The sequence below is a fragment of the Micromonospora sp. NBC_01699 genome (assembly GCF_036250065.1).
Taxonomy (GTDB): Bacteria; Actinomycetota; Actinomycetes; order Mycobacteriales; family Micromonosporaceae; genus Micromonospora_G.
Map to the genome: position 1 here is coordinate 4,734,599 of NZ_CP109199.1, position 26,511 is coordinate 4,761,109.

A 26,511-nucleotide genomic window follows, 5' to 3' on the forward strand; every position below is an offset into this window, starting at 1 on the left:
TCGTTCGGCATCTGTCGTCCGCTCCTCAGGCCACGCCGTAGTCGTTGTCAAGAAGATCGAAGAGTTCGTCCGCGGTGGCCGACTCGATGTCGTCCGCGCGCGGGGCCGGCGCGGCGCTTTCCGACCAGCGCCGGGCGAGGCCGTTCAGCCGGGCGGTGATCTCCTTCCCGCCGGCGACGTCCGGGGAGAGGGCCGCCAGCACCGACTCCAGCCGGGCGAGTTCGCCGAGGACCTGCTCGCTCTCGGCGGTCTCCGCGCAGAGTTCGTCGAACAGGAGGTCCACCAGGGCGTTCGGGGTCGGATGATCGAAGACCACGGTGGCCGGCAGCGGTACGCCGGTCGCGGTCCTCAGCCGGTTGCGGAACTGCACCGCGAGCATGGAGTCGAAGCCGATGGCGGAGAACGCCTCCTCCGGCCGGATCGCCCGGCGGTCGGGATGGCCGAGGATCGCGGCGGCGTGCTCGGCGACGAGGTCGAGCAGGACCTTGCGCCGGGTCGGCGCGTCCAGGGGTCGCAGTCGCGCGGTCAGGGCGTCGGCGAGGGTGGCCTCCGCCCCGGGGGGCGTCCGCAGCGCCTCCGCCACCTCCGGCAGTTCCCGCATCAGGCCGAGGGCGCGCGGCCCGGGTACGGAGGCGATCATCCGGTCCATGTCGATGTCGGCGATCACCCCCGACGTCTCGTCCTGGTCGAGGAGTTGCTCCAGCAGGGCGGTGACCGTGGCGGGAGCCACCGGCCGGTCGCTGCCGGCCGACCGTGGATCCTGCCCGCCCAGCGCCACCACCAGGGCGTGCCCGCCATCGTCGCGGCGCTGCCGGGCGAGCGCTTGCGTGGTCGCGTACGCGGCCGTGGACGCGCCGCGCCGGGCCGAGCCCCAGATCGCGCTGAGCGGGGTGACCAGTACGAGCGATGTCGTCGCGTCGGTGCCGAGGCCGGGCAGGTCCCGTACGCGGGGCACGGTCGTGCGGATGACGTCGTCGAGTTCCCCGGCGGTGAGCGTGGTGAGGGTGGCTCCCGGCTCGTCCGGTTCGGCGAGGTACAGCACGACGGCGGGGGTGCCGGGCACCGGGTCAGGAGCGGTCGGATCGTCGTCGGTGACGGTCAGCTCGGCGCCCAGGTCGGACAGTTCCGCACGCAGGGCCGCCACGACCGTCGGGTCGGGCCGCCCGGCGGCACCGACCACCACGTGCGCGGCACCGCGCCGGGCGAGCCAGCGGGCCAACTCCATGGTCAGGCCGTCGAGCCTGCCCACGATCAGGGCGTACCCGCCGTCGGGCGCCCAGTCCCGGCGCGCCGGCCGAGCGGGCGCCGACGGAGCGGGAAGCGCCGCCTCGACCAGTCGGGGGACGTGGGCGCCGTCCGGGCGCAGCGCTATCTGGTCCTCGCCGTGACCACCCGCGAGGATCCCGGCCAACCGGCCGGTGGGGCCGGCCGCACCGGTGCCGGGCAGGTCGAGCAGGCCGCCCCAGCGTGGCTCCTGTTCCAGCAGCATCACCTGGCCGATGCCCCACACCCCGGCCTGGTCGGGGTGCGCGAGCGGCTCGCCGTCGACGGCAACCGCCCCGGTGGTGACGCACCAGAGCGGGGCGGTGAGCCCACGGCGGTCGAGGGTCTGCAACAGCTGGACGGTGGCCACCAGGCCGGTGGGTGCCGTCGTTCCGGGTGCCGGGGCATCGTCGAGGGCGAGCAGCGACAGGATGCCCGCCGGCTCTCCCGAAACGGCCTGCCGTACCTCGTCGGCCGTGACGACGCGGGGTCGGGCACCGGCCTGCCGCAGCGCGTCCCGGCAGGTGGCCACGACCGGGTGTCCACCGTGGCCGGCGGGGACGACCAGCAACCACTCCCCGGTGAGCCGACCGGCGGCGGAGACCGGCATCGGCTGCCACCGGACCCGGTAGGACCGGGTCCGGTCGACCTCCGCCCCGCCGGGGGCCGCGTACCGGCCGGGGGTGGGCAACCAGTAGCGCTGGCGGTCGAACGGGTACGTCGGCAGCGGCACCGTGGCGCGGCCGGTACCGGCCAGTTCCGGGACCGCGCCCCAGGACACCGACGCGCCGTCGCACCAGGCTTCGCCGAGGGCCGTCAGCAGCCGGGACACGCCACCGTCGTCGCGGCGCAGCGTGCCGAACGCGGTGACGGCCCGTCCGGCCTCCTCGGCCGTGTCCAGGATGCCGGGCACCAGCACGGGGTGCGTGGAGACCTCGACGAACCGCGAGAAGCCGGCTTCCAGCAGACGCTTCGTGCCGGCGGCGAACTCCACCGGCTCGCGCAGGTTGCGGTACCAGTACTGCGCGGTGAGCGACTCCCCGTCGGTCCGTTCACCGGTCACCGTGGAGTAGAGCGGGACCGTCGTGGGGGTCGGACGTACGGCGGCGATCGCGGCGAGCAACTCGTCCCGCACCTGCTCGACCTGGCCCGAGTGGGCCGCGTAGTCCACCGGCAGCCGCCGGGCCCGTACGCCGTCGCGCTCGCAGTCCGCGAGCAGCCGGTCGAGGGCGGCGGGCTCACCGGCGACGATCACCGATGCCGGGCCGTTGACCGCCGCGACGCTGCTGGTCAGGGGATCCAGCAGCCGCTCGGCACGGGCGCGATCCACCGCCAGCGACACCATCGCACCGCGCCCGGACAGCGCGCGCAACGCCCGGCTGCGCAACGCGACGACCATCGCGCCGTCGGCCAGGGACAGCCCGCCCGCCACCACCGCCGCCGCGATCTCACCCTGCGAATGACCAACCACCGCATCCGGCTCCACACCGTACCCACGCCACACCGACGCCAACGACACCATCACCGAAAACAACACCGGCTGCACCACATCAACCCGATCCCACGAACCGCCCGCACGAACCAGATCAAGCAACGACCAATCCACGTACGGCCCCAGAGCCGCCGCACACTCCCCCATCCGCTCGGCGAACACCGCAGACTCGTCCAGCAACTCCCGAGCCATCCCCACCCACTGCGAACCCTGCCCCGGAAACACGAAGACGGTGCGGGCCCGCGTCGCGTCTGCGCGTACGACGCCGGCGGCGGGCTGGTCTGCGGCGAGTTCGGTCAGGGAGCGCAGCATGGCGGCCCGGTCGGTGCCGGTGACGACGGCCCGGACACCGAACGCCGACCGGGTGGTCACCAGCGCGTGGGCGACGTCGGCGAGCGGAAGCCCCGGTTCCGTGGTCAGGTGGGCGGCGAGCCGCGCGGCCTGCGCGCACAGCGCCGTCCCGGTACGCGCGGAGAGCACCAACGACACCGGTCCCGCCTGCGGTCGCGCGGCCGTGGGTGGATCCGCCTCGGGTGCCTCCTCCTGCGGTCGCGCGGCCGTGGGTGGATCCGCCTCGGGTGCCTCCTCCACGATGACGTGCGCGTTGGTGCCGCTCATGCCGAACGCCGAGACCCCGGCCCGGCGTGGGCGGCCGTCGGTGGTCCACGGCTGCGCCTCGGTCAGCAGCTCCAGCTCGCCCGCCGACCAGTCGACGCGGGTGCTGGCCTCGTCCACGTGCAGGGTGCGGGGGAGCACCCGGTGCCGCATCGCCTGCACCATCTTGATGACGCCGGCCACGCCCGCAGCCGCCTGGGTGTGCCCGATGTTGGACTTCAGCGAGCCGAGCCGCAGCGCCCCCCGACCGTTGCGGTCCTGCCCGTACGTGGCCAGCAGCGCCTGCGCCTCGATCGGGTCGCCGAGCACGGTGCCGGTGCCGTGCGCCTCGACCACGTCGATGTCGGCGGCGGAGAGCCTGGCGTTGGCGAGCGCCTGCCGGATGACCCGCTGCTGGGCGAGGCCGTTGGGGGCGGTGAGCCCGTTCGACGCGCCGTCGGAGTTGACGGCGGTGCCACGGACGACCGCCAGCACCGGGTGGCCGTTGCGGCGGGCGTCGGCGAGGCGTTCGACGACCAGCATGCCGACGCCCTCACCCCAGCCGGTGCCGTCGGCGGTTTCGGCGAACGAGCGGCAGCGCCCGTCCCCGGAGAGCCCGCCCTGCCGGCTGAACTCCACCAGGACGTCCGGCCCGGCCATCACGGCGGCACCGCCGACGAGGGCGAACGTGCACTCCCCGGCCCGCAGCGCCTGCCCGGCCAGGTGCAGGGCCACCAGCGAGGACGAGCAGGCGGTGTCGAGGGTGATGGCCGGTCCCTCAAGACCGAGCTGGTATGAGATGCGGCCGGAGGCGACGCTGGTGACGGTGCCGGTGAGCAGGTGGCCCTCGACGTCCCCGGTGTTCGGGCCGGTGCCGTACCCCTGTCCGGCGAGGCCGACGAACACGCCGCCGGCGCTGCCCGCGAGCCGCGCCGGGTCCATGCCGGCGCGTTCCAGTGCCTCCCACGCGGTCTCCAGCAGCAGCCGCTGCTGCGGGTCCATGGCGAGCGCCTCGCGGGGCGAGACGCCGAAGAACGCCGCGTCGAAGTCCCCGGCGTCGGCGAGGAACCCGCCCCCGGCCGGGTAGAACGTTCCGGGGTGTTGCGGGTCGGGGTCGTGGCGGGCGGCGAGGTCCCAGCCACGGTCGGCGGGCATGAGCCCGATCGCGTCGGTCTCGTCGACGACGAGGGTCCAGAGGTCCTCGGGCGTGCGTACGCCGCCCGGAAAGCGGCAGGCCATGGCGACGATGGCCAGAGGCTCGGCCGGATCCGTGCTGGCGGGGCCGGTGGCGGGCGCCGGCGTCGGGGTGCCGCCGGTCAGCAGGACGTGCAGGTGCGCGCTGAGCGCGTCGGCGGTCGGATGGTCGAACATCAGCGTGACGGGCAGGGTGAGCCCGGTGGCCGCGCCGATCCGGTCGCGCAGTTCGACCGTGGTGAGCGAGTCGAAGCCGAGATCGCGCAGCGGGCGTACGGGATCGATCTGGTGGCCGGGGTCGTGGCCGAGAGCCGTGGCGACCTCGGTGCCGACCAGCTCACGCAGCGCATCGTGCCGCTCGGCCGCGGTCAGCCGGGCGAACCTGCGCCGCCATCCGGTCTCCGACCCGGTGCCGGCCCGGTCGGGCTCGGTGCCGGTCCGGTCGGCGGTCGACTCGGGCTCCGACGGCTCGGACAGCCCGCTGAGCAGGGCGCTCGGCCGGGCGACGGTGAAGGTGGGCAGGAATCGTGGCCAGTCCACGTCGGCGACAACCAGGTCGGGCTCGTCGAGGTCGATCGCCTGGCGCAGGGCGGCCAGCGCGACGGCCGGCCGCAGCCCGACCAGGCCGTGTCGGCGCAGGCTCGTCCCGGCGTCACCCCGGGCCATCCCGGTGCCGGCCCACGGTCCCCAGGCCACGCAGGTGGCGGGAAGGCCACGGGCGCGGCGGCCGGCGGCGAGCGCCTCCAGGTGGGCGTTGGCGGCGGCGTAGCCGCTCTGCCCGCCGCTGCCCCAGATGCCGGCGATCGAGGAGAACAGCACGAACGCGTCCAGCGGTCGCCCGTCGAGCAGGCTGTCGAGATGGGACGCGGCGGTGGCCTTCGCGGCCAGTTCGGCGGCGGTCTCGTCATCGTTCCCGGTCCGGGCGTCGATGCGCGCGATCGAGACGACGCCGGCGGCGTGGAAGACGGCGCGGGGCGGGTCGCCGGCCGCGTACAGCCGGTCCAGCAGTTCGGCGAGCGCGGTCCGGTCGGTCACGTCGCAGGCCGCCACGGTGACGCGGGTGCCGGCGCGTTCGAGGTCGGCGACGAGCTCGCCCACCCCGGGCGCGGCGGTGCCCCGACGGCCGACGAGCACCAGATGTCCGGCGCCGTCGGCGGCCAGTTCGCGGGCGAGGGCGGCACCGATCCCGCCGGTGCCGCCGGTGATCAGGGTGGTCCCGGTCGGGGTCCAGTGCCGACCCGCCCGTGCGGCCGGTGGGGTGGCGCGTACGAGGCGGCGGCCGGACGCACCGGTCGGGCGGATCGCCAGCTGGTCCTCGTCGCCGAACCCACCGGACAGGTACGCCGCGAGCAGCCGCAGCGCACCGGCATCCGGCGTGGCGGGCAGGTCGGCGAGCCCACCCCAGCGATCGGGGTGTTCCAGGGCGACGACCCGGCCGAGCCCCCAGATCTGGGCCAGCTCCGGGTCGGGCGGCGTGTCCTGGGCGACGCCGGACGTCACGCACCACAACCGCGCGCCGCCTGCGGCGCCGGTGACGGCCCGGACCAGCCGGAGGGTGTCGCCCGTGCTCTCCAGCAGCGACACCACGCCCGCCCAGGCGGTCCCGTCGAGCCGCTCGGCGAGATCCGGCCCGGCCGGGACGACGGTGACGTCGGCGCCGTACGACCCGAGCGCGTCCCCGACCGGCACGGCACCGCCGAACGACATGAGCGGGTCACCGGGCGGGGCGATCCCGTCCTCCGTCACGGCATCACCGGGCGGGACGATCAGCGCCCAGGTGCCGGTCAGCCGGGGCTCGGCCGGGGCGGTGAGCGGCGCCCAGGAGACCCGGTAGCGCAGGGCCGGGACCTCGTCGATCGGGTCGGCCGGTGCCGGCGTGGGCCAGAACCGGCGATGCTGGAACGGATATGTCGGCAGGTCGACCCGCCGTCCGGTCGAGTGCCAGGCGACGGGCAGGCCCCGTACGGACAGCGCGGCCAGGGCGGTGGTGACCGACTGCGTTTCCGGGCGGCCGCCGGGCAGCAGGGGCAGGGCCACCGAACCGCTCTCGGCGGGCAGGCAGGCGGCCAGCATGGCGGTCAGGACGCCGCCGGGGCCGACCTCCAGGAACGTGGTCGCGCCCTCGGCGTGCAGCCGTCGGGCGCCGTCGAGGAACCGTACGGTCGACCGGGCGTGCCGTACCCAGTGGTCGGCGTCCGGCGCGACCGCCGCACCGGTCACGTTCGAGATCACCGGCACCTGCGGCGGGGCGTACGTGACGGACTCCGCGACGCGCCGGAACTCGTCGAGCATCGGGTCCATGTGGGCGGAGTGGAACGCCTGGCTGACCGTCAGTGCGCGGGTGCGCCGGCCGGTCCGGGCGAACCGCCCGGCAACGGCGTGCACGGCGTCGGCGTCACCGCTGAGGACGATCGCGGTGGGTCCGTTGACCGCGGCGATCGCCACCGGGGTACCGATGAGCGCGTCGAGGGCCTCGTCCTCGGTGGCCTCCACCGCCACCATCACGCCGCCGGTCGGCAGCTCGTCCATCAGGCGACCGCGCGCGGCGACCAGCATGGCGGCGTCGGCGAGGCTCAGCACGCCGGCCGCGTGCGCGGCGGCGAGTTCGCCGACGGAGTGGCCGATCATCAGGTCCGGGTGCACCCCGCGCGCCGCCAGGAGGCGGTACAGCCCCACCTCGACGGCGAACAGCGCCGGTTGGGTGTAGCGGGTGCGGTGCAGCAGTTCGGCCCGGTCGGTGCCCTCGGCGGCGAACATGATGTCCGGCAGTGACGCGTCGACGTACGGGGCGAGGTGGGCGAGGACGTCGTCGAGGGCGTCGGCGAACACCGGTTCCGCCCGGTACAGCTCGGCACCGGCGCGGGCGAGTTGGCTGCCCTGGCCGGGGAACAGGAAGGCGGTCCGGCCGGTGCCGGTGGCGACACCGGTCAGCAGCGCGGGGGCCCGGTCGCCGGTGGCGAGCGCGGCAAGCGCCTCGCGGGCCTTCGCCGCGTCGTGGCGCAGGATCGCGGCGCGGTGCCGCAGGGCGGCGCGCCCGGTGGCGAGCGTGTGCGCGACCTCGGCCAGCTCGGTCCGCCCCGCGTCGAGGTGTTTTCCGAGCCGTACGGCCTGGGCGCGTACGGCGTCCGGGGTGGCTCCGGAGAGCAGCAGTGGCGTCGGGAGCGGTTCTGCGGACGGGGCGGCGGGCTCGTCGGCGGGCGGTGCCTCCTGCACGATCACGTGGGCGTTGGTGCCGCTGATGCCGAACGACGAGACGCCGGCGCGCCGGGGCTGGGCGCCGGTCGGCCACGCGGTCGCGCCGGTGAGCAGGCGCAGGCCGGAGCCGGACCAGTCGAGGTGCGGGGTGGGCTGGTCGGCGTGCAGGGTCGGCGGCAGGGTGCGGTGGCGCAGGGCGAGCACCATCTTGATCACCCCGGCGACCCCGGCGGCGGCCTGGGTGTGGCCGATGTTGGACTTGACCGAGCCGAGCCAGAGCGGCCGTTCGGTGTCGTGCTCGGTGCCGTACACCGCCTGTAGGGCCTGTGCCTCGATCGGGTCGCCGAGTTCGGTGCCGGTGCCGTGCGCCTCGACCGCCCCCACGTCGGCGGCGCCGATGCCGGCGGCGCCGAGGGCCGCCCGGATGACCTGCTGCTGGGCGGTGCCGTTGGGGGCGGTGAGGCCGTTGCTGGCACCGTCCTGGTTGATGGCGGTGCCGGTGAGCAGGGCCAGCACCCGGTGGCCGTGCCGGCGGGCGTCGGAGAGCCGCTCCAGCAGCAGGACCCCGGCACCCTCGGCCCACGCGGTGCCGTCGGCGTCGGCGGAGAACGCCTTGCACCGGCCGTCCGGGGCGAGGCCGCCCTGGCGGCTGAACTCGACGAACACGGTCGGGGTGCTCATCACGGTGACGCCGCCGGCGAGCGCCTGCACGCACTCCCCACGCCGCAGGGCCTGGACGGCGAGGTGCAGGGTGACCAGCGACGACGAGCAGGCGGTGTCGAGGGTGATGGCCGGTCCGGCCAGGCCGAGGGTGTACGAGACCCGGCCGGAGAGCACGCTCGCACTGGTCCCGGTGATGACGTGGCCCTCGGCGGTGCCGACCTCGGTGAGCCGGCTGGCGTAGTCCTGGCCGTTCGTGCCGATGAAGACGCCGACGGCGCTGCCGCGCAGCGAGGTGGGGTCGATGGCGGCGTGCTCGATCGCCTCCCACGAGGTCTCCAGCAGCAGCCGTTGCTGGGGGTCCATGGCCAGCGCCTCGCGGGGGGAGATGCCGAAGAACTCCGCGTCGAAGTCGCCGGCGCCGGCGAGGAACCCGCCCCGACGGCTGTACGTGGTGCCCGGCCGTGATCGGTCCGGGTCGTACAGCCGCTCGGTGTCCCAGCCACGGTCGGCGGGCCAGTCGGTGACGGCGTCGCGCCCCTCGGCGAGCAGCCGCCAGTACGCGTCGGGTCCGTGCGCGCCACCGGGGTAGCGGCACCCGATCCCGACGATCGCGATCGGCTCGTCGGCGGCGGATGCGGCGGTCCCCGCCACCGAACCCGCCGGAGCCGGTACGGGCTCGGCCCCGGCGAGTTCGGTGGCCAGGTGACCGGCGAGCGCGTTCGGGGTGGCGTGGTCGAAGACCAGGGTGGTGGGCAGCCGCAGACCGGTGGCGGCGGCGAGCCGGTTGCGCAGGGCGACGGCGTTGAGCGAGTCGAAGCCGATCTCGGCGAAGGCCCGTGCGGGGTTCACCTCGGTGGCGTTGGCGTGGCCGAGCACCCGGGCGGTGAGGTCCTGGACCAGCCCGGTCAGCACGTGCCGCCGTTCGGGCGGGGGCAGCGTGGCGAGCCGGGCCCGCAGCGACGTGTCGGGCTCGTCGGCGTCGGCGGCGGTGGTTTCCATTCCGGGCAGGTCGCCGATCAGCGCGGAGGCGCGGGCTCGGCCGGAGGCGACGAAGCGGGGCCACCGCACGTCGGCGACGACCGCGTGCCGTACCCCGGCGGCGAGGATCCGGCCGAGCGCGCGGATGGCGGTGACCGGGTCCATCGCCCGGACACCGGCGTCGCCGAGCCGGTCGGTCCGGGACTGGTCCACCATGCCCGGCCCGGCCCAGACGCCCCAGGACACGGAGGTGACCGGCAGGCCGGCCGCGTGCCGGGTGGCGGCGAACGCGTCGAGGGCGGCGTTGGCCGCGGCGTAGTTGGCCTGCCCGGCGCTACCGACGACGCCGCTGAGCGAGGAGAAGAGCACGAACGCCTCGACGTCGTGGCCGGCGGTGGCCGCCTGTAGGTTGACCGCGCCGGTGAGCTTGCCCCGCAGGACCGTGGTGAGCCGGTCCGGTGTCAGCGTGTCGAGCAGGCCGTCGTCGAGCACTCCGGCGGCGTGGAAGATCGCGGACAGGGGCCAGCGGGCCGGGATGCCGTCCAGGGCCACGGCGAGCTGGTCGGGGTCGGTGACGTCGGTGGCGGTGATGGTGACGGCGGCGCCGAGGCCGGTCAGCTCCTCGTGCAGTTCGGCGGCACCCGGTGCGTCGGCGCCGCGCCGGCTCAGCAGCAGCAGGTGCGGGGTGCCGGCCGAGGCGAGGCGGCGGGCGAGGTGCGCGCCGAGACCACCGGTGCCGCCGGTGATCAGTACGGTGCCCGTCGTGGGCCAGCGCTCGTCGAGCCGGCCGGGGGCGGGGGCCGGAACCAGGCGGCGGCCGTACGCGCCGGACGGGCGTACGGCTATGTGGTCCTCGTCGCCCGCACCGGCGAGCACCGTCCGGAGCCGGGCGGTGGAGCGTTCGTCGAGCACCGGGGGCAGGTCGACGAGCCCGCCCCAGCGGTCGGGATGTTCGAGGGCGACCGTCCGGCAGAGTCCGGCGACCGCGGCATGGGCGGGCGGTCCGGGCTGTTCACCGAAGCCGATCGTGGCGACGCCCCGGGTGGTGCACCACAGCGGGGCGTCGATGCCCACGTCGCCGAGGGCCTGCGCCGCGGCCAGCGTGAGCGCCAGGCCGCCGGGCAGGTCAAATTCTCCCGGGTACGGGCGTTCCTCGTCGGCCAGCAGCGAGAGCACTCCGGCGACGGGCCGGTCGGCCAGCGCGGCGCGCAGCAGCGCGGTGAGGGCTGCCCGGTCGGCGTCCACCGGCACGGTGACGTGCACGTGCTCCGGTACGACGCCGTCGGGTACGCCGACGCGTTCGGGTGTCAGGACCAGCCACCGGCCGGCCGGCGGCGGCGCCGGGGCCAGGGACAGCGGCTGCCAGCCGACCCGGTATCGCCAGGCGTCGGCGCGGCCGGCGTCCGTACGGGCGGCGCGCCAGGCCGACAGGGCGGGCAGCACCGTGGCCAGGGCGTCGGCGTCGACGTTCAGCGCGGCGGCCAGGTCGGGCAGGGTGTGGTCTTCCAGCTCGCGCAGGAGGTCGTCGCCCTGGACGCTCGGCTGGGTCGGGCGTCGCGTCGGGTCGGGCCAGTAGTGCCGGCGCTGGAACGGGTACGTGGGCAGTTCCACCGGCCGGGGGTCGGCGCCGGACAGCGCGACCTCCCAGGTGACGGGCAGACCGCGTACCCAGGCTTCGGCGAGCGCGCCGAGCAGCCGGTGCGGCGTGCCCTCGTCCCGGCGTAACGTGCCGAGCGCGATGACCGGGATGCCGGCGTCCTGAGCGGTGTCGTCGATGCCGGCGGTGAGCACCGGATGCGGGCTCATCTCGATGAACGTCGTGTGGCCGGAGACGGCGAGGGCTCGTACGGCCGGGGCGAACGCCACCGGGTGGCGCAGGTTGCGGTACCAGTAGCCGCCGTCGAGGGCGGCGGTGTCGAGCCAGTCGCCGTCGACAGTGGAGTAGAACGGGATGTCGCCGGTCAGCGGGGCGAGGCCGGTGAGCGCGGTGTGCAGGTCGTCGCGGATCTCCTCGACCTGCACGTGGTGGGAGGCGTAGTCGACGTCGACACGTCGGGCCCGGATGCCGTCGGCGGTGCACCGGGCGAGCAGCTCGGTCAGGGCGTCGGGGGGACCGGCCACGACGGTGGCCGCCGGTCCGTTGACGGCGGCGACGGAGATCCGGCCGGACCAGGGCGCGATGAGGTCGGCGGTCTGCTCGGGCGAGCGGGTGACCGAGGCCATGCCGCCCCGGCCGGCGAGTCCGGCGAGGGTTCGGCTGCGCAGCGCGACGACCTTCGCGCCGTCTTCGAGCGACAGGCCTCCGGCCACCACCGCGGCGGCGATCTCGCCCTGGCTGTGGCCGAGGACCGCGTCGGGCTCCACGCCGTACGAGCGCCACACGGCGGCCAGCGACACCATCACCGAGAACAGCGCCGGCTGTACGACGTCGACCCGGTCCCACGGGTCACCGGCCCGGATCAGATCGGTCAGTGACCAGGTCACGAAGGGCTTCAGCGCCGCCTCGCACTCCGCCATCCGGTCGGCGAAGACCGACGAGGTGTCCAGCAGGTCCTTTGCCATTCCGGGCCACTGGGACCCCTGGCCCGGGAAGACGAACACCACGGAGCCGGTGTCGGCGACCGTGCCCCGGATGCCCGCCTCGGGGGAGCCGGCAGCGAGTTCGGTGAGTCCCTCGACGAGGGCGGGGCGCTCACCGACGAGCACGGCCCGATGGTCGAAGGTGGCCCGGGTGGTGACGAGGGACCGGGCGAGGTCGATCGGTTCCACGCCGTCCCGGAGCAGCGGCAGGATCTGCCGGGCCTGGTCGAACAACGCCTGGGCGGTGTGCGCGGACAGGGTCAGCGGAATTGGCCCGGCCGGCGGCGGGGTCCGTTCGGCAGTTTCGGTTGGTGGTGGTTCCTCAAGGATGACGTGGGCGTTCGTACCACTGATACCAAAAGACGACACCGCCGCACGACGCGGCCGATCCCCGGCCGGCCACGGCACCGACTCCGTCAACAACGACACCGCACCCGACGACCAATCAACCAACGGCGACGGCGCATCCACATGCACCGTACGCGGCAACACCCCATGCCCAAAAGCACCAATCAACTTAATAATCCCCGCCGCACCCGACGCCGCCTGAGTATGACCAATATTCGACTTCACCGACCCCAACCACAACGGCACACCACCCACCCGACCCTGCCCATACGTCGCCAACAACGCCTCCGCCTCAATCGGATCACCCAACCGAGTCCCCGTACCATGCCCCTCCACCACATCCACATCACCCACACCCAACCCCGCATCCCGCAACGCCGCCCGAATCACCCGCTGCTGCGCCAACCCATTAGGCGCCGTCAAACCATTCGACGCACCATCCTGATTAACCGCCGAACCCCGCACCACCGCCAACACCCGACGCCCCTGCGCCACCGCATCAGACAACCGCTGCACCACCAAAAACCCCACACCCTCCGACCAACCCGTCCCATCAGCACCCGCAGCAAACGACTTACACCGCCCATCCACCGCCAACCCCCGCTGCCGAGAAAACTCCACAAACGCCGTCGGCCGCGCCATCACCGTCACCCCACCAGCCAACGCCAACGAACACTCACCCCGCCGCAACGCCTGCACCGCCAAATGCAACGACACCAACGACGACGAACACGCCGTATCCACCGTCAACGCCGGCCCCTGCAAACCCAACAAAAACGACACCCGCCCCGAAATCACCGAAGCCAAATTCCCCACCATCTGATGACCATCAACCACCACACCACTCTCCAACAACGCCCACTCATAATCCCGATAAAACGCACCCGCAAAAACACCCGTCAACGAACCCCGCAAAGACAACGGATCCAAACCCGCCCGCTCAAACGCCTCCCACGCCACCTCCAACACCAAACGCTGCTGCGGATCCATCGCCAACGCCTCACGCGGCGACACCCCAAAAAACTCAGCATCAAAATCCGCCGCATCATACAAAAACCCACCCTCACGCACATACGACGTCCCCACCCGATCAGGATCCGAATCAAACAAACCCTCCAAATCCCAACCACGATCCACCGGAAAACCCGAAACCCCATCACCACCCCCCGCCACCAAATCCCACAAACCCTCCGGCGACACCACCCCACCCGGAAAACGACACGCCGCACCCACCACCGCCACCGGCTCACCAGCCGCCGCCAACAAATCACGATTCACCCGACGAAGACGCGACACCTCCTTCACCGACTCCCGCAAAGCACCCACCAACGCCCCACGAGACGAATCCATCGAAGACTCCCCACCAGAGACCATCAGGAATCAACAACCTCGGTCGCCAGCCGGATCAGCTCCGCGACGCCCAATTCATCGATCACCCCGTCGTCGTCGGCCGCCACGACGGGAGCGACGGGACCGACGGGAACGCCCGGATCGCCGGACTCCAGCAGGGCGAGCAGCCCGGCCAGTAGTCCGGCCTCGCGTAGCCGGTCGACCGGCAGCGCGGCGAACTCCCGGCGGAAGCGGTTCTCGTCGAAGTCGCCGGGACCGTCCGGGGCGGTTTCCACCACCAGTTCGTCGTGCAGCAGCCGCGCCAGGGCGGCCGGTGTGGGGTGGTCGAAGACCACCGTCGGGGCCAGGCGTACCCCGGTCGCCCGGATCAGTGCGTTTCGCAGTTCCAGCGCGGTGAGCGAGTCGGCGCCGAGGTCGGTGAAGCTGCGCTCCACCGGGATCCGGGCGGCGCCGGGGTAGTTGAGCACGGTGGCGGTCTCGGCACGGACCAGGTCAGTCAGGGCCCGGTGCCGCTTGGGCGGGCTCAGCGTGGCGAGGCGTCGCTTCAGGGCGTCCACGTCGGAAAGACGGTGCCGGGGCGTGCGACGGGCGCGGGCCAGGCCGCGCAGCAGGGCCGGCGCGTCCGGGTCGAGCGCCGCGGTGTCGAGCCGAAGGGGTACGACGTGGGCCGGCTCGCCGGCCAGGGCCGCCTCCAGCAGCCTCAACCCGTCGTCCGTGGCGAGCACGCCGACACCGCTGCGGGCGACCCGTGCGAGGTCGGCCGCGCCGAGCGTGGCGGCCATGCCGCTCCCGGCCCAGGCACCCCAGCCGAGCGAGAGTGCGGGGCGGCCGCGTACCCGCCGGTGCCGCGCGAGCGCGTCCAGGAACGCGTTCCCCGCCGCGTAGCCGGCCTGGCCGGCGGTGCCGAGGGTCCCGGCGACCGAGGAGAACACCACGAACGCGGCGAGGTCGGCGTCGCGGGTGAGGTCGTGCAGGTTCCACCCGGCGTCCACCTTGGGCCGCAACACCGTGTCGACGCGGGCACCGGTGAGCGCGCCGAGCACGCCGTCGTCCAGGACGCCGGCGGCGTGCACCACGGCGGTCAGCGGATGCCCGGTGGGGATCGTGGCGAGCAGCGTGGCGAGCGCGTCCCGGTCGGCGGCGTCGCAGGCGGCGATGGTGACCTGCGCACCGAGCCCGGTCAGCTCGGCGCGCAGGTCGTCGGCGCCGGGCGCGTCCGGGCCGCGCCGACTGAGCAGGAGCAGCCGCCGCACGCCGCGCGCGGTGACGAGGTGGTGGGCGACGAGCCGCCCGAGCGCGCCGGTCGCGCCGGTGACGAGCACCGTGCCGTGTTCCGGCCAGGGCGCCGGTTCGGCGGTGCCGGTGGCGGCCGGGACCAGCCGGGCGGCCAGCAGTGTCCCGTCGCGCAGGGCGAGCTGCGGTTCGTCGAGGCCGAGCACCCGGGGCAGCGCTCGGGCGGAGGCCGGGGCCGGGTCGAGGTCCACGAGTACGAACCGACCGGGGTTCTCGGTCGCGGCGGACAGCATCAGCCCACGGGCGGCGGCCACGGGCAGGTTCTCGCCGGTGGTGGCGCCGTAGGTGACGACGATCATCGGGGTGCTGCCGAACCGTTCGTCGGCGATCCACGCCTGCGCCTGAGCGAGCGCGTGGTGGCAGGTGGCGTGGACGGTGGCGGTGAGGTCGGCGCCCTCGTCGGGCCGTACCTCGCGCAGGACCAGCAGCACCGCGTCCGGTACGGGGTCGCCGGCCGCGGCCAGCGCGTCCAGGTCGGGGTAGCGGCTGGTCCGCTGCCCCGCGTCGGTCAGTGCCGAGGCGAGCCGCTGCCCGTCACCGAGCACCGCCCAGTGGGCGTCCGGGGCGGTGGGACCGGCCGGTACGGCCGCCCAGTCCACCTCGAACAGGGCGCCCGGCTGGTCGGCGGGGGCCTCCCGCAGTGTCAACGAGGCAACCGACGCCACCGGACGTCCGGCGGTGTCGGTGATGTCCAGTGAGACCGCGTCGGGGCCGACGGGTGCGATCCGGACCCGCACCGCCGCCGGGTCGGTGGAGAACCGGCGTACGCCCACCCACACGAACGGCAACCGGGTCGGCCCGGCCGTCGGCAGCGCGCCGAGCCCGATGGCGTGCAGCGTGGCGTCGAGCAGGGCGGGATGCAGCCCGAAGCGCTCCTTCCGCAGGCTCTCGTCGTCGGCGAGGCTGACCTCCGCGTACACCTCGCCGCCGCGCCGCCAGGCGGCTCGCAGGTTGCGGAACGCCGGCCCGTAGTGCAGCCGATGTCCGGCGAGTTCGTCGTACCGGCCGGTGAGGTCGATCGCCTCGGCGCCGGCTGGTGGCCACTCGTCGGAGCCGGTCGGGTCGTCCGCGTCGCTCGCGCTGGCCGCGCCGGCCGCGACGAGTTGCCAGTCCGGCGATCCGGCGGCGCGGGCGTGCACCGACACCGGCCGCTGGCCGGCGGTGTCGGCCTCGCCGACCGAGACCTGTACGTCGGTCGCGCCGGTCTGCGGCAGCACCAGCGACGACGTCATGGTCAGTTCGTCGAGGGTGTCGGCGCCGAGCCGGCCGGCGGCCTCCAGGGCGAGTTCGACGAGCGCGGCACCGGGGAACACCGGGCTCTCCCCCACCCGGTGATCGGCGAGCCACGGGTGGGTGTCCAGGGAGATCTGCCCGGTCAGCAGCACGGCGTCGGCGCCGGCCGGTCGTACGCCGGCCGCCAGCCACGGGTGGTCGACGGCGTCGAGGCCGAAGCCGGTGGCGTCGGCGTTGCGGCGCGCGGTGCCGCTGGGCCAGTAGCGTCGGCGGTGGAAGACGGCCGTGGGCAGGCTGACCCGGCGGGCGTCGGTCCCGGCGAACACCCGGGTCCAGTCGACGGTGGACCCGCGTGCGTGCAGGGCGGCCAGCGCGGCCACGAACGACCACTGCTCCGGGCGGTTCCCGCGCAGCGTCGCCACGAACGCGGGCGGCTCGAACGTGGGCGGCTCGACGTCGAGACCGGTGACGTACTCCTCCCCCATGGCGGTGAGGACGGCGTCGGGGCCGATCTCCAGGAAGGTCGCGGTCCCGGCGGTGTGCAGGTCCCCGAGGGTGTCCCCGAACCGCACCGCGTCGCGTACGTGCCGGACCCAGTATTCCGCCGTGTCGATCCGGTCGCCTGGGGTCACCGGCAGGGTGGGCGGATGGTACGTCAGGGTTTCGGCCACCGCGCGGAACTCGTCGAGCATGGGATCCATCCGCGGCGAGTGGAACGCGTGGCTGACCCGCAGCCGCCGCGTACGGTGTCCGCGCTCGGCAAGGACCGCTCCGACCTCGGCGACCGCGTCCTCGTCGCCGGAAAGGACCACCGCCCGGAACCCGTTGACCGCCGCGATCGCGACCCGGTCACCGCGTCCGGTCAGCAGGCCGGTCACCTCCTGCTCGGAGGCCCGGACGGACAGCATCGCGCCGCCCTCCGGCAGGGCCTGCATGAGGCGGGCGCGGGCGGTGACGAGCGCGGCGGCGTCCGGCAGGGAGAGCACCCCGGCCACGTGGGCGGCGACGAGCTGACCGATCGAGTGCCCGGCGACGCGGCGCGGCCGGATCCCGACGTGCCGCAGTAGCGCGACGAGGGCGACCTCGAACGCGAACAGGCTCGACTGGGTGAAGATCGTCCGATCCAGCAGCTCCTGCTCGCCGCCGGCCAGGACGTCGCGCAGCGGTCGGCCGAGCCGGTCGCCGAACGCGGCGCAGCTCTCGTCGAGCGCCTCGGCGAAGACCGGGAACCGCGCGGCCAGTTCGCGTCCCATTCCGGCGCGCTGCGCGCCCTGCCCGGTGAACAGGAAGGCGAGTTCGCCGCTGGTGGACGGGCCGCCGCGCAGGATGCGCGGGTTGGTGCCGCCGTCGGCGAACACCGCCAGGTCCCCGAGGAGGGTGGCCCGGTCGTCGCCGACGACGACGGCCCGGTGCGCCAGCAGCGCCCTGGTGGTGGCCAGCGACAGCATGACGTCGGCCGGGTGGTCGTGTGGGCGGGCGAGCAGGTGCGCGTGCAGGCGGGCGGCCTGTTCCCGCACCGCCGGCTCACTGGCGGCGGAGACCGGCCAGACCAGGGTTCCGGTTTCCGCGGTGCGCTCGCCGCGCGTTTCGGTTGGTGGTGGTTCCTCAAGGATGACGTGGGCGTTCGTACCACTGATACCAAAAGACGACACCGCCGCACGACGCGGCCGATCCCCGGCCGGCCACGGCACCGACTCCGTCAACAACGACACCGCACCCGACGACCAATCAACCAACGGCGACGGCGCATCCACATGCACCGTACGCGGCAACACCCCATGCCCAAAAGCACCAATCAACTTAATAATCCCCGCCGCACCCGACGCCGCCTGAGTATGACCAATATTCGACTTCACCGACCCCAACCACAACGGCACACCACCCACCCGACCCTGCCCATACGTCGCCAACAACGCCTCCGCCTCAATCGGATCACCCAACCGAGTCCCCGTACCATGCCCCTCCACCACATCCACATCACCCACACCCAACCCCGCATCCCGCAACGCCGCCCGAATCACCCGCTGCTGCGCCAACCCATTAGGCGCCGTCAAACCATTCGACGCACCATCCTGATTAACCGCCGAACCCCGCACCACCGCCAACACCCGACGCCCCTGCGCCACCGCATCAGACAACCGCTGCACCACCAAAAACCCCACACCCTCCGACCAACCCGTCCCATCAGCACCCGCAGCAAACGACTTACACCGCCCATCCACCGCCAACCCCCGCTGCCGAGAAAACTCCACAAACGCCGTCGGCCGCGCCATCACCGTCACCCCACCAGCCAACGCCAACGAACACTCACCCCGCCGCAACGCCTGCACCGCCAAATGCAACGACACCAACGACGACGAACACGCCGTATCCACCGTCAACGCCGGCCCCTGCAAACCCAACAAAAACGACACCCGCCCCGAAATCACCGAAGCCAAATTCCCCACCATCTGATGACCATCAACCACCACACCACTCTCCAACAACGCCCACTCATAATCCCGATAAAACGCACCCGCAAAAACACCCGTCAACGAACCCCGCAAAGACAACGGATCCAAACCCGCCCGCTCAAACGCCTCCCACGCCACCTCCAACACCAAACGCTGCTGCGGATCCATCGCCAACGCCTCACGCGGCGACACCCCAAAAAACTCAGCATCAAAATCCGCCGCATCATACAAAAACCCACCCTCACGCACATACGACGTCCCCACCCGATCAGGATCCGAATCAAACAAACCCTCCAAATCCCAACCACGATCCACCGGAAAACCCGAAACCCCATCACCACCCCCCGCCACCAAATCCCACAAACCCTCCGGCGACACCACCCCACCCGGAAAACGACACGCCGCACCCACCACCGCCACCGGCTCACCAGCCGCCGCCAACAAATCACGATTCACCCGACGAAGACGCGACACCTCCTTCACCGACTCCCGCAAAGCACCCACCAACGCCCCACGAGACAAATCCGCCGAAGAATCATCAACAGAAACCATTAAAAGTCACCAACCTCACTGGCCAGCCGAACCAAATCAGCAACATCCAACCCATCGATCACGCCGTCGTCGTAGACGCCGTTCGTCGCCGACGTGACCGCGGCGGCCGGTACGGCCGGGGTGGCGGCCGTGGCGCTTCCGGCGATCAGTTCGAGCAGGTGCCGGGCGACCCCGATCGGACGGGGGTGTTCGAACACGAGCGTGGCCGTCAGCCGTACCCCGGTGGCGTCGTGCAGCCGGTTGCGCAGGTCCACCGCGGTCAGGGAGTCGAGGCCGAGTTCGTTGAACGCCTGGTGCACGTCCACCGCGTCGGGCCGGGCATGGCCGAGGACGGCGGCGACCTCGGCCCGGACGACGTCGGTCGCCAGCCGTTCCCGGTCCTCGGGGTCGCTGAGCGCGGCGAGACGCCGTCGCAGGTCGGACCCGGTCCGGGCGACGGGTGGTCGGGCATCCGTGGCCCCGGCGACCGGCCGCGCCGGGCGGAGCAGCGGTGTCACCGCGTCGCTTCGCTGCGCGGACGGCTCAAGACGCATGGGTGCGACGACGGGTTGTCCACCGGCGAGCGCCTCGTCGAAGAGCCTCAGCGCGTCGTCGTCGGCCAGCGCCAGCAGTCCGGCGCGAGCCAGCCGGCGCCGGTCGGCGGGTGACAGCCGGGCGGTCATGTCGCTGGCCGCGGCCCACAGCCCCCATTGCAGGGAGATCGCCGGCAGGCCCCGCTCCCGGCGGTGGGCCGCGAGCCCGTCGAGGTAGGCGTTGGCGGCGGCGTAGTTGGCCTGTCCGGCGCCGCCCAGCACGGCGGTCGCCGACGAGAACAGCACGAACGCCGACAGTCCACGAGCGCTGGTCAGTTCGTGCAGGTGCCGTGCCGGCCGGGCCTTCGCCCGGAAGACGTCGTCGACGTGCTGCGCCGTCATCCGTTCCACGGTCGCGTCACGGAGCACTCCCGCCGCGTGGATCACCGCCGACAGCGACGGCACGGCGGCGAGCACATCCGCCAGCGACGCGCGGTCGGACACGTCGCACGCGGCGACGTCGACCCGCGCTCCCCCGGCGGTGAGGTCCGCGACCAGCGTCGCCGCCCCCGGAGCGGCGGATCCCCGGCGTGACACCAGGACCAGGTGCCGCACCCCGTGCGCGCGCACCAGGTGCCGGGCGAGCAGGCCACCGAGGGTGCCCGTGCCACCGGTGATCAGGACCGCGCCGTCGCCGAGGCCGATAGCGCTACCGCCGCCCGTGGCCGCCGGGCCGAGCCGGGCCACCGACGCGCCCCCTCGGCGTACGAGAATCTGGTTTTCGGTGTCGAGCAGGCCCGCCACGCCGGCGGTGGTCAGTAGTTCCGCCAGGTCGGAACCGGTCTCGCCGTCCACGTCGACCAGCACGAACCGGTTCGGGTGTTCGAGCTGGGCGGAGCGTACGAGGCCCCACAGCGCCCCGCCGGCTGCCTCCCGCGTCACCACGACCAGCCGTGCGCCGGCGCTACCGTGGTGTCGCAGCCACTGCTGCACCACCGCCAGCAGGTCCCGCACCCCGGCTCCGTCGGCTCCGTCGGCTCCGTCGGCTCCGTCGGCGAGCGTGGGGCCGTCGGCGAGCGTGGGGCCGTCGGCGAGCGTGGGGCCGTCGGCGAGCGTGCGGCAGTCGACCAGCACGGCGCTGCCCTCCGTCGCGCGCGTGTCGGCGCCGGCCCAGGTCACCCAGGGCGCGGTGGCGTGCGCCGGTGCGGTGGCGGCGACCCAACGGACCGTGTGCAGCCCTTCCCCCGGCCGGGACATCCCCCGCAGTTGCTCCGACGTCACGGCCCGCACGGTCAGCTCGTCGATCGACAGCACGGGCGCGCCCCGCGCGTCGGTGACGAAGATGGTCACCGTGTCGGCGGAGAGGCGGGCCAGCCTGACCCGTACCGCCGCGCCGCTGGTCGCGTACCGGCGGATGCCGCTCCAGGCGAACGGCAGGACCACGTTCTCCTCGATGAGACCGGGCAGGAACATCGCGTGCAGTGCGGCGTCGAGCACGGCGGGATCCGTGCCCCAGCGCCGGTCCGAGGTCAGGACGACCTCCGCGTACCGTTCCTCGCCCCGACGCCACGCCGCGCGCAGCCCCTGGAACGCGGGTCCGTAGTGGTATCCGCGTACGCCCAGGCGGGGGTAGAAGTCGTCCAGGGGAACGCTTTCGGCGCCGGCGGGAGGCCAGGTCGTCAGGTCGATGTCGGGAACCGCGCCGTCGTCCACCGTGAGGGTCCCGCTGGCGTGCCGGGTCCAGCCGGCGTCGGCGGCGGATCGGGCGAGGATACCGACCGGACGTCGGTGGTCGACCGCCTCGCCCACGGTGACCTGTAGTTCGGTGCCGCCCTCGGCGGGGATGATCAGCGGCGCCAGCAGCGTGAGTTCCTCGACCAGGCGATGACCCACCCGGTCACCGGCGAGCAGGGCCAGCTCCACGAAGGCGGTGCCGGGCACCAGCACGGCGTCGCCGATCGTGTGGTCGGCGAGCCACGGCTGGGCGTGCCGCGAGAGGTGTCCGGTCAGGACGGTGGTGGTCCCCGGCTCGGCGACCTCGACCACGGTGTTCACCAGGGGATGCCCGATGTCGCCGGGGTCGGTGCCGCGGGTGGGCGCAAGCCAGTGGCGGCTGCGCCGGAAGGGGTACGTGGGCAGCTCGACCAGACGCGCACCCGTACCGGTGAACAGCGGCGACCAGTCCACCTGGGCCCCGTACACGGAGGCGGTGGCGAGGCTGGTGAGCAGCCGGGCCCGGTCGTCCTCGCCACGGCGCAGTGTGCCGAGTGTCGCTACCGGAAGGTTCAGCGCCTCGGCGGTCTGCTGGATCGCGGGGACCAGCACCGGATGCGGGCTGACCTCGATGAACAGGTCGAGGCCGGCGCCGAGCATCGCCCGTACGGCCGTTTCGAACCGCACCGTGTCCCGTAGGTTGCGCCCCCAGTACGCCGCGTCCGCCCCGCCGTCGGGTAGCAGGCCCCCGGTGACGGTGGAGTAGAACGGCACGGTCGCCGCCCGGCAGACGATCGACGCCACCTCGCCGGTGAGCGCGTCGGCGGTCGCCTCCATCTGCGCGGTGTGGAACGCGAAGCCGGTGTTCCCCGCCCGGTGACGGATCCCGTCGGCGGCGCAGGCGGCCGTGAACGCGGCCAGCTCGTCCGGGTCACCCGCGACGACCACCGACGCCGGGCCGTTGATCGCGGCGATCTCCAGGCGGGCGGTGAGCCGGTCGCGTACCCGGTCGGGGGTGAGCGCGACCCACGCCATCGCGCCCTTGCCGGCGGTTCCCGAGTCGTGCAGCAGGCGACCGCGGGCGGCGACGAGCCGGGCGGCGTCGGGCAGCGACAGCACCCCGGCCACGCAGGCGGCCGCGATCTCGCCCCGGGAGTGCCCGATGACCGCGGCGGGGCGTACGCCGAACGACTCCCACATGGCGGCCAGCGACACGCTCACCGCGAACAGCGCGGGTTGCCCCACGTCGACCCGGTGCAGTGGCGGGGCGCCGTCCCCGCCGCCGATGGCGGCGATCAGCGACCAGCCCGTGTACGGCGCCAGCGCGGCCTCGCACTCGATCATCCGGGCGGCGAACGCGGCGGAGGTGTGCAGCAGTCGCGCGGCCATCGTGGGCCACTGCGATCCCTCGCCGGAGAAGACGAACGCGGGAGCGGCGGCGGCCCGCCGGCCCCGCACGACGGTGGCGCAGGCGCGTCCCTCGACCACCGAGGTCAGACCTTCGAGCAGTTCGTCGCGGGTCCGTCCGAGCATGACGGCGCTGTGGGCGAAGCGGGTTCTGCTCGACGCCAGTGTCCAGCCGACGTCCAGCGGGTGCAGGTCGGCCGCCGCCCCGGCGAGCCGCCGCCCCTGTTCGGCCAGGGCATTCTCGTCGCGGCCGGACAACACCCACGGGACGAGTTCGGCGCCGGCCGCCGGCGGCGGCGCGGCGGCGGGTTCGACGTGCTCCAGGATGACGTGGGCGTTGGTGCCGCTGATGCCGAAGGAGGACACCGCGGACCGCCGGGGGCGGCCGGTCGACGGCCACGGGCGCGGTTGCACCAGCAGCTCGACCGCTCCGGCGGCCCAGTCGACCTCCGGCGACGGCTCGGTGACGTGCAGCGTGCGGGGCATCACCCCGTGCCGCATCGCCAGTACGGTCTTGATGACGCCGATCACCCCGGCCGCGGCCTGGGTGTGCCCGACGTTCGACTTGATCGACCCGAGCCACAGCGGCAGGGCGGGGTCACGATCCTTTCCGTACGTCGCCAGCAGCGCCCGCGCCTCGATGGGGTCGCCCAGCCGGGTGCCCGTACCGTGCGCCTCCATCAGGTCGACGTCGGCCGGCGACAGGTCCGCGTCGGCGAGCGCCTGCCGGATGACCTGCTGCTGCGCCGCCCCGTTCGGTGCCGTCAGCCCGTTCGACGCGCCGTCGGAGTTGATCGCGGAACCGCGGATCACGGCCAGCACGGTGTGCCCGTTCGCCAGCGCGTCCGACTGCCGCTCCAGGACCAGCAGCCCGGCCCCCTCGGCCCAGCCGGTGCCGTCGGCGTCCGCCGAGAACGCCTTGCAGCGCCCGTCCGGGGCGAGCGCGCCCTGACGGGAGAACTCGACGAAGATGCCCGGCGTCGCCATCACCGTCACGCCGCCGGCCAGCGCGAGCGAGCACTCCCCCGTACGCAGGGCGCGCGCCGCCAGGTGGAGTGCGACCAGTGACGACGAGCAGGCCGTGTCGACGGTGATCGCGGGACCCCGCAGTCCCAGCGTGTAGGCGATTCGGCCGGAGTTGATGCTGCCGGAGGTGCCGGTCAGGCGCAGGCCGTCGGTGCCCTCGACCGGCTCGTGCAATCGGGGCCCGTACTCCATCGCGGTGGCGCCGACGTACACGCCGACCCGCTCGCCGTGCAGGCTCTCCGGGCGGATGCCGGCGTGTTCGAGGGCTTCCCACGAGGTCTCCAGCAGCAGTCGCTGCTGGGGGTCCATGGCCAGGGCCTCCCGGGGGCTGATGCCGAAGAATCCGGCGTCGAAGTCGGTCGCGTCGTCGAGGAACCCGCCGCGCCGTACGTAGCTGGCGCCGAGTTGGTCGCCGGCTTCCAGGCCGGTGAGGTCCCAGTCGCGGTCGGTCGGGAAGTCGCCGGTGGCGTCGAGGCCGTCGGTCACCGCCTGCCACAGGTGCTGTGGCGAGGCGATGCCGGCCGGCAGCCGGCACGCCATGCCGACGATCACGACGGGGTCGTCGCCGGTGGCCGCTCGGTTCGGGTACGCCTCGGCGGCCTCGGGTTCGGCGTCGCCGCCGTGCAGCCGCTGCCGCAGGTGGGCGACCAGCCGGTCCGGGGTGGGATGGTCGTAGACGAGCGTGTTCGGCAGCTCCAGGCCGGTGCTGTGCCGCAGCAGGTCACCCAGCTCGACGCCGGTCTGGGAGTCGAGCCCGAGTTCGTTGAAGGTACGCCCGGTGGGGAGCCCGTCGGTGCTCTCCCGGCCCAGCACCTTCGCGACCTGCACGTAGACGAGCTGATCGAGGTCATGGTCCGGCCGGGGCTCCGGCTCGGCGATGGTGGCGGGCGGGTCGGTGAGCCAGTGGCGGGTGCGCTGGAACGCGTACGTCGGCAGGTCGGTTAGCCGGGCACCGGGGAACAGGGCCTCGGGGTTCAGCGGAGCGCCGTCGCTCCAGGCTTCCCCCGGTGCGCTCAGGAAGCGGGTCCAGCCGCCATCACCGGGACGCGCCACGGCCCCGGCCGGCGACGTGTCGGTGTCGTCGTCGGCCAGTGCCCGCAGACCGTGGAGCAGCGTGTTCCGGTCGGCGCCGTAAACCAGCGCGCGGTGCTCGAACGCCGTCCGCGAGGTCAGCAACGAGTATCCGATGTCGGCGGGCGAGACGCCGGGACGATCCCGCAGGTACGCGTACAGGCGGTCGGCCTGCCCGCGCAGTGCGCCCCGGTCGCGACCCGACAGCGCCAGCAGCACCGGCCGGGCCGGCTCCGGCGCAACGCCGTCCGGCTGCCGGGGCGACTGTTCCACCACGAGGTGCGCGTTGGTGCCGCCGAGGCCGAAGGCGCTCACGCCCGCCCGCCGTACGTCGTCCGACGCCGGCCACGGACCGAGTTCCCGCTGCACGCTCAGGTTCAACCGGTCCCGGGCGATGCCCGGATGCGGATGGACGAAGTTCAGGCTCGCCGGCAGGGCGTCGTGCTCCAGCGCCAGGATCACCTTGAGTAGGCCGGCCACCCCGGCGGCGGACTCAAGGTGACCGATGTTGGTCTTGACGGAGCCCACCCGCAGCGGCCGCCCGGCCGGGAGGTGCGCACCGACGGCGGCCCCGAGCGCGGTGGCCTCCACCGGGTCGCCGACCGCGGTTCCGGTGCCGTGCAGCTCGACGTACTGCACGTCCCGCGCGGTGATTCCGGCGCGCTCGTGTGCGAGTTCGATGACCTCGCGCTGGACGTCCGCGTCGGGCACCGTGAGGCCCGCTTCGGCCGCGCCGTTGTTGACCGCGCCGCCGCGGATCACGCAGCGCACCCGGTCGCCGTCGGCGCGAGCCCGGTCGAGGGTCTTGAGCACCACCAACGCGCCGCCCTCGCCGCGGACGTAGCCGTTGGCGCGTGCGTCGAAGGTGTAGCAGCGCCCGTCCGGCGAGAGCACGCCCGCCGCGTCCAGGGCCAGTACGGTGTCCGTCGCGAGGTTCAGGTTGACCCCGCCGGCCAGGGCGATGGTGGACTCGCCGGTGCGCAGGCTCTCGCAGGCCTGGTGGACCGCGACCAGGGACGACGACTGTCCGGTGTCGACGACGAGGCTGGGTCCGCGCAGACCCAGCAGGTACGACAGCCGGTTGGCGATCATGCCGCGCAGCGTTCCGGTAGCGGTGTGCCCGGTGATGCCGGTGACGCCGAGTCGGCCGCGCAGCAGGGCGTAGTCGTCCGTCGCGGCCCCGACGAACACACCGGTACGGCTGCCGGCCAGCGCGGCGGGCAGCAGGCCGGCGTGCTCCAGGGCCTCCCAGCCGAGTTCCAGCACCAGGCGCTGCTGCGGGTCCATCGCCGCCGCCTCGCGCGGGGAGATGCCGAAGAAGTCGGCGTCGAACGTGGCGGGGTCGTCGATGAAGCCGCCCCGGCGCGCCGCCGTCCCGGCGATCGCGGCCGGATCCCAGCGATCCGCGGGCGCGTCGGTTGTCGCGTCCCGGCCGGTCCTGAGCAGTTCCCAGAAAGCCGCCGGGTCGCCGGCTCCGGGGAATCGGCAGGAATACCCGACGACAGCGACGGGATCGGCGGATTTCATTGCGCCCACCCGAGCCGGAATTCCATCATCAACGCGATGCGCTCCCTCACAGGGAAATCGGGTAGAA

3 protein-coding genes are annotated in these 26,511 nt (G+C 73.6%); all 3 read right to left on the bottom strand.

The features are described from left to right. Positions 1–25: 25 nt before the first annotated feature. From OG792_RS20080 to OG792_RS20090, 3 genes are read right to left on the bottom strand one after another with little or no spacing between them, the layout of a single operon-like run. Positions 26–13,681: a type I polyketide synthase gene (locus tag OG792_RS20080; RefSeq protein WP_329101086.1), complete on the bottom strand. Its 13,656-nt coding sequence runs from the start codon at positions 13,679–13,681 to the stop codon at positions 26–28. Continuing rightward, complete coding sequence (locus tag OG792_RS20085) at positions 13,681–19,140, bottom strand: type I polyketide synthase (RefSeq protein ID WP_442932487.1); 5,460 nt, start codon at positions 19,138–19,140, stop codon at positions 13,681–13,683. The genes OG792_RS20080 and OG792_RS20085 overlap by 1 nt, the downstream gene beginning before the upstream one ends. 47 nt (positions 19,141–19,187) lie before the next feature. Beyond that, entirely contained in the window at positions 19,188–26,444 is a 7,257-nt protein-coding gene (locus tag OG792_RS20090; RefSeq protein ID WP_329101090.1) for an SDR family NAD(P)-dependent oxidoreductase, read from the bottom strand. Positions 26,445–26,511: the final 67 nt, after the last annotated feature.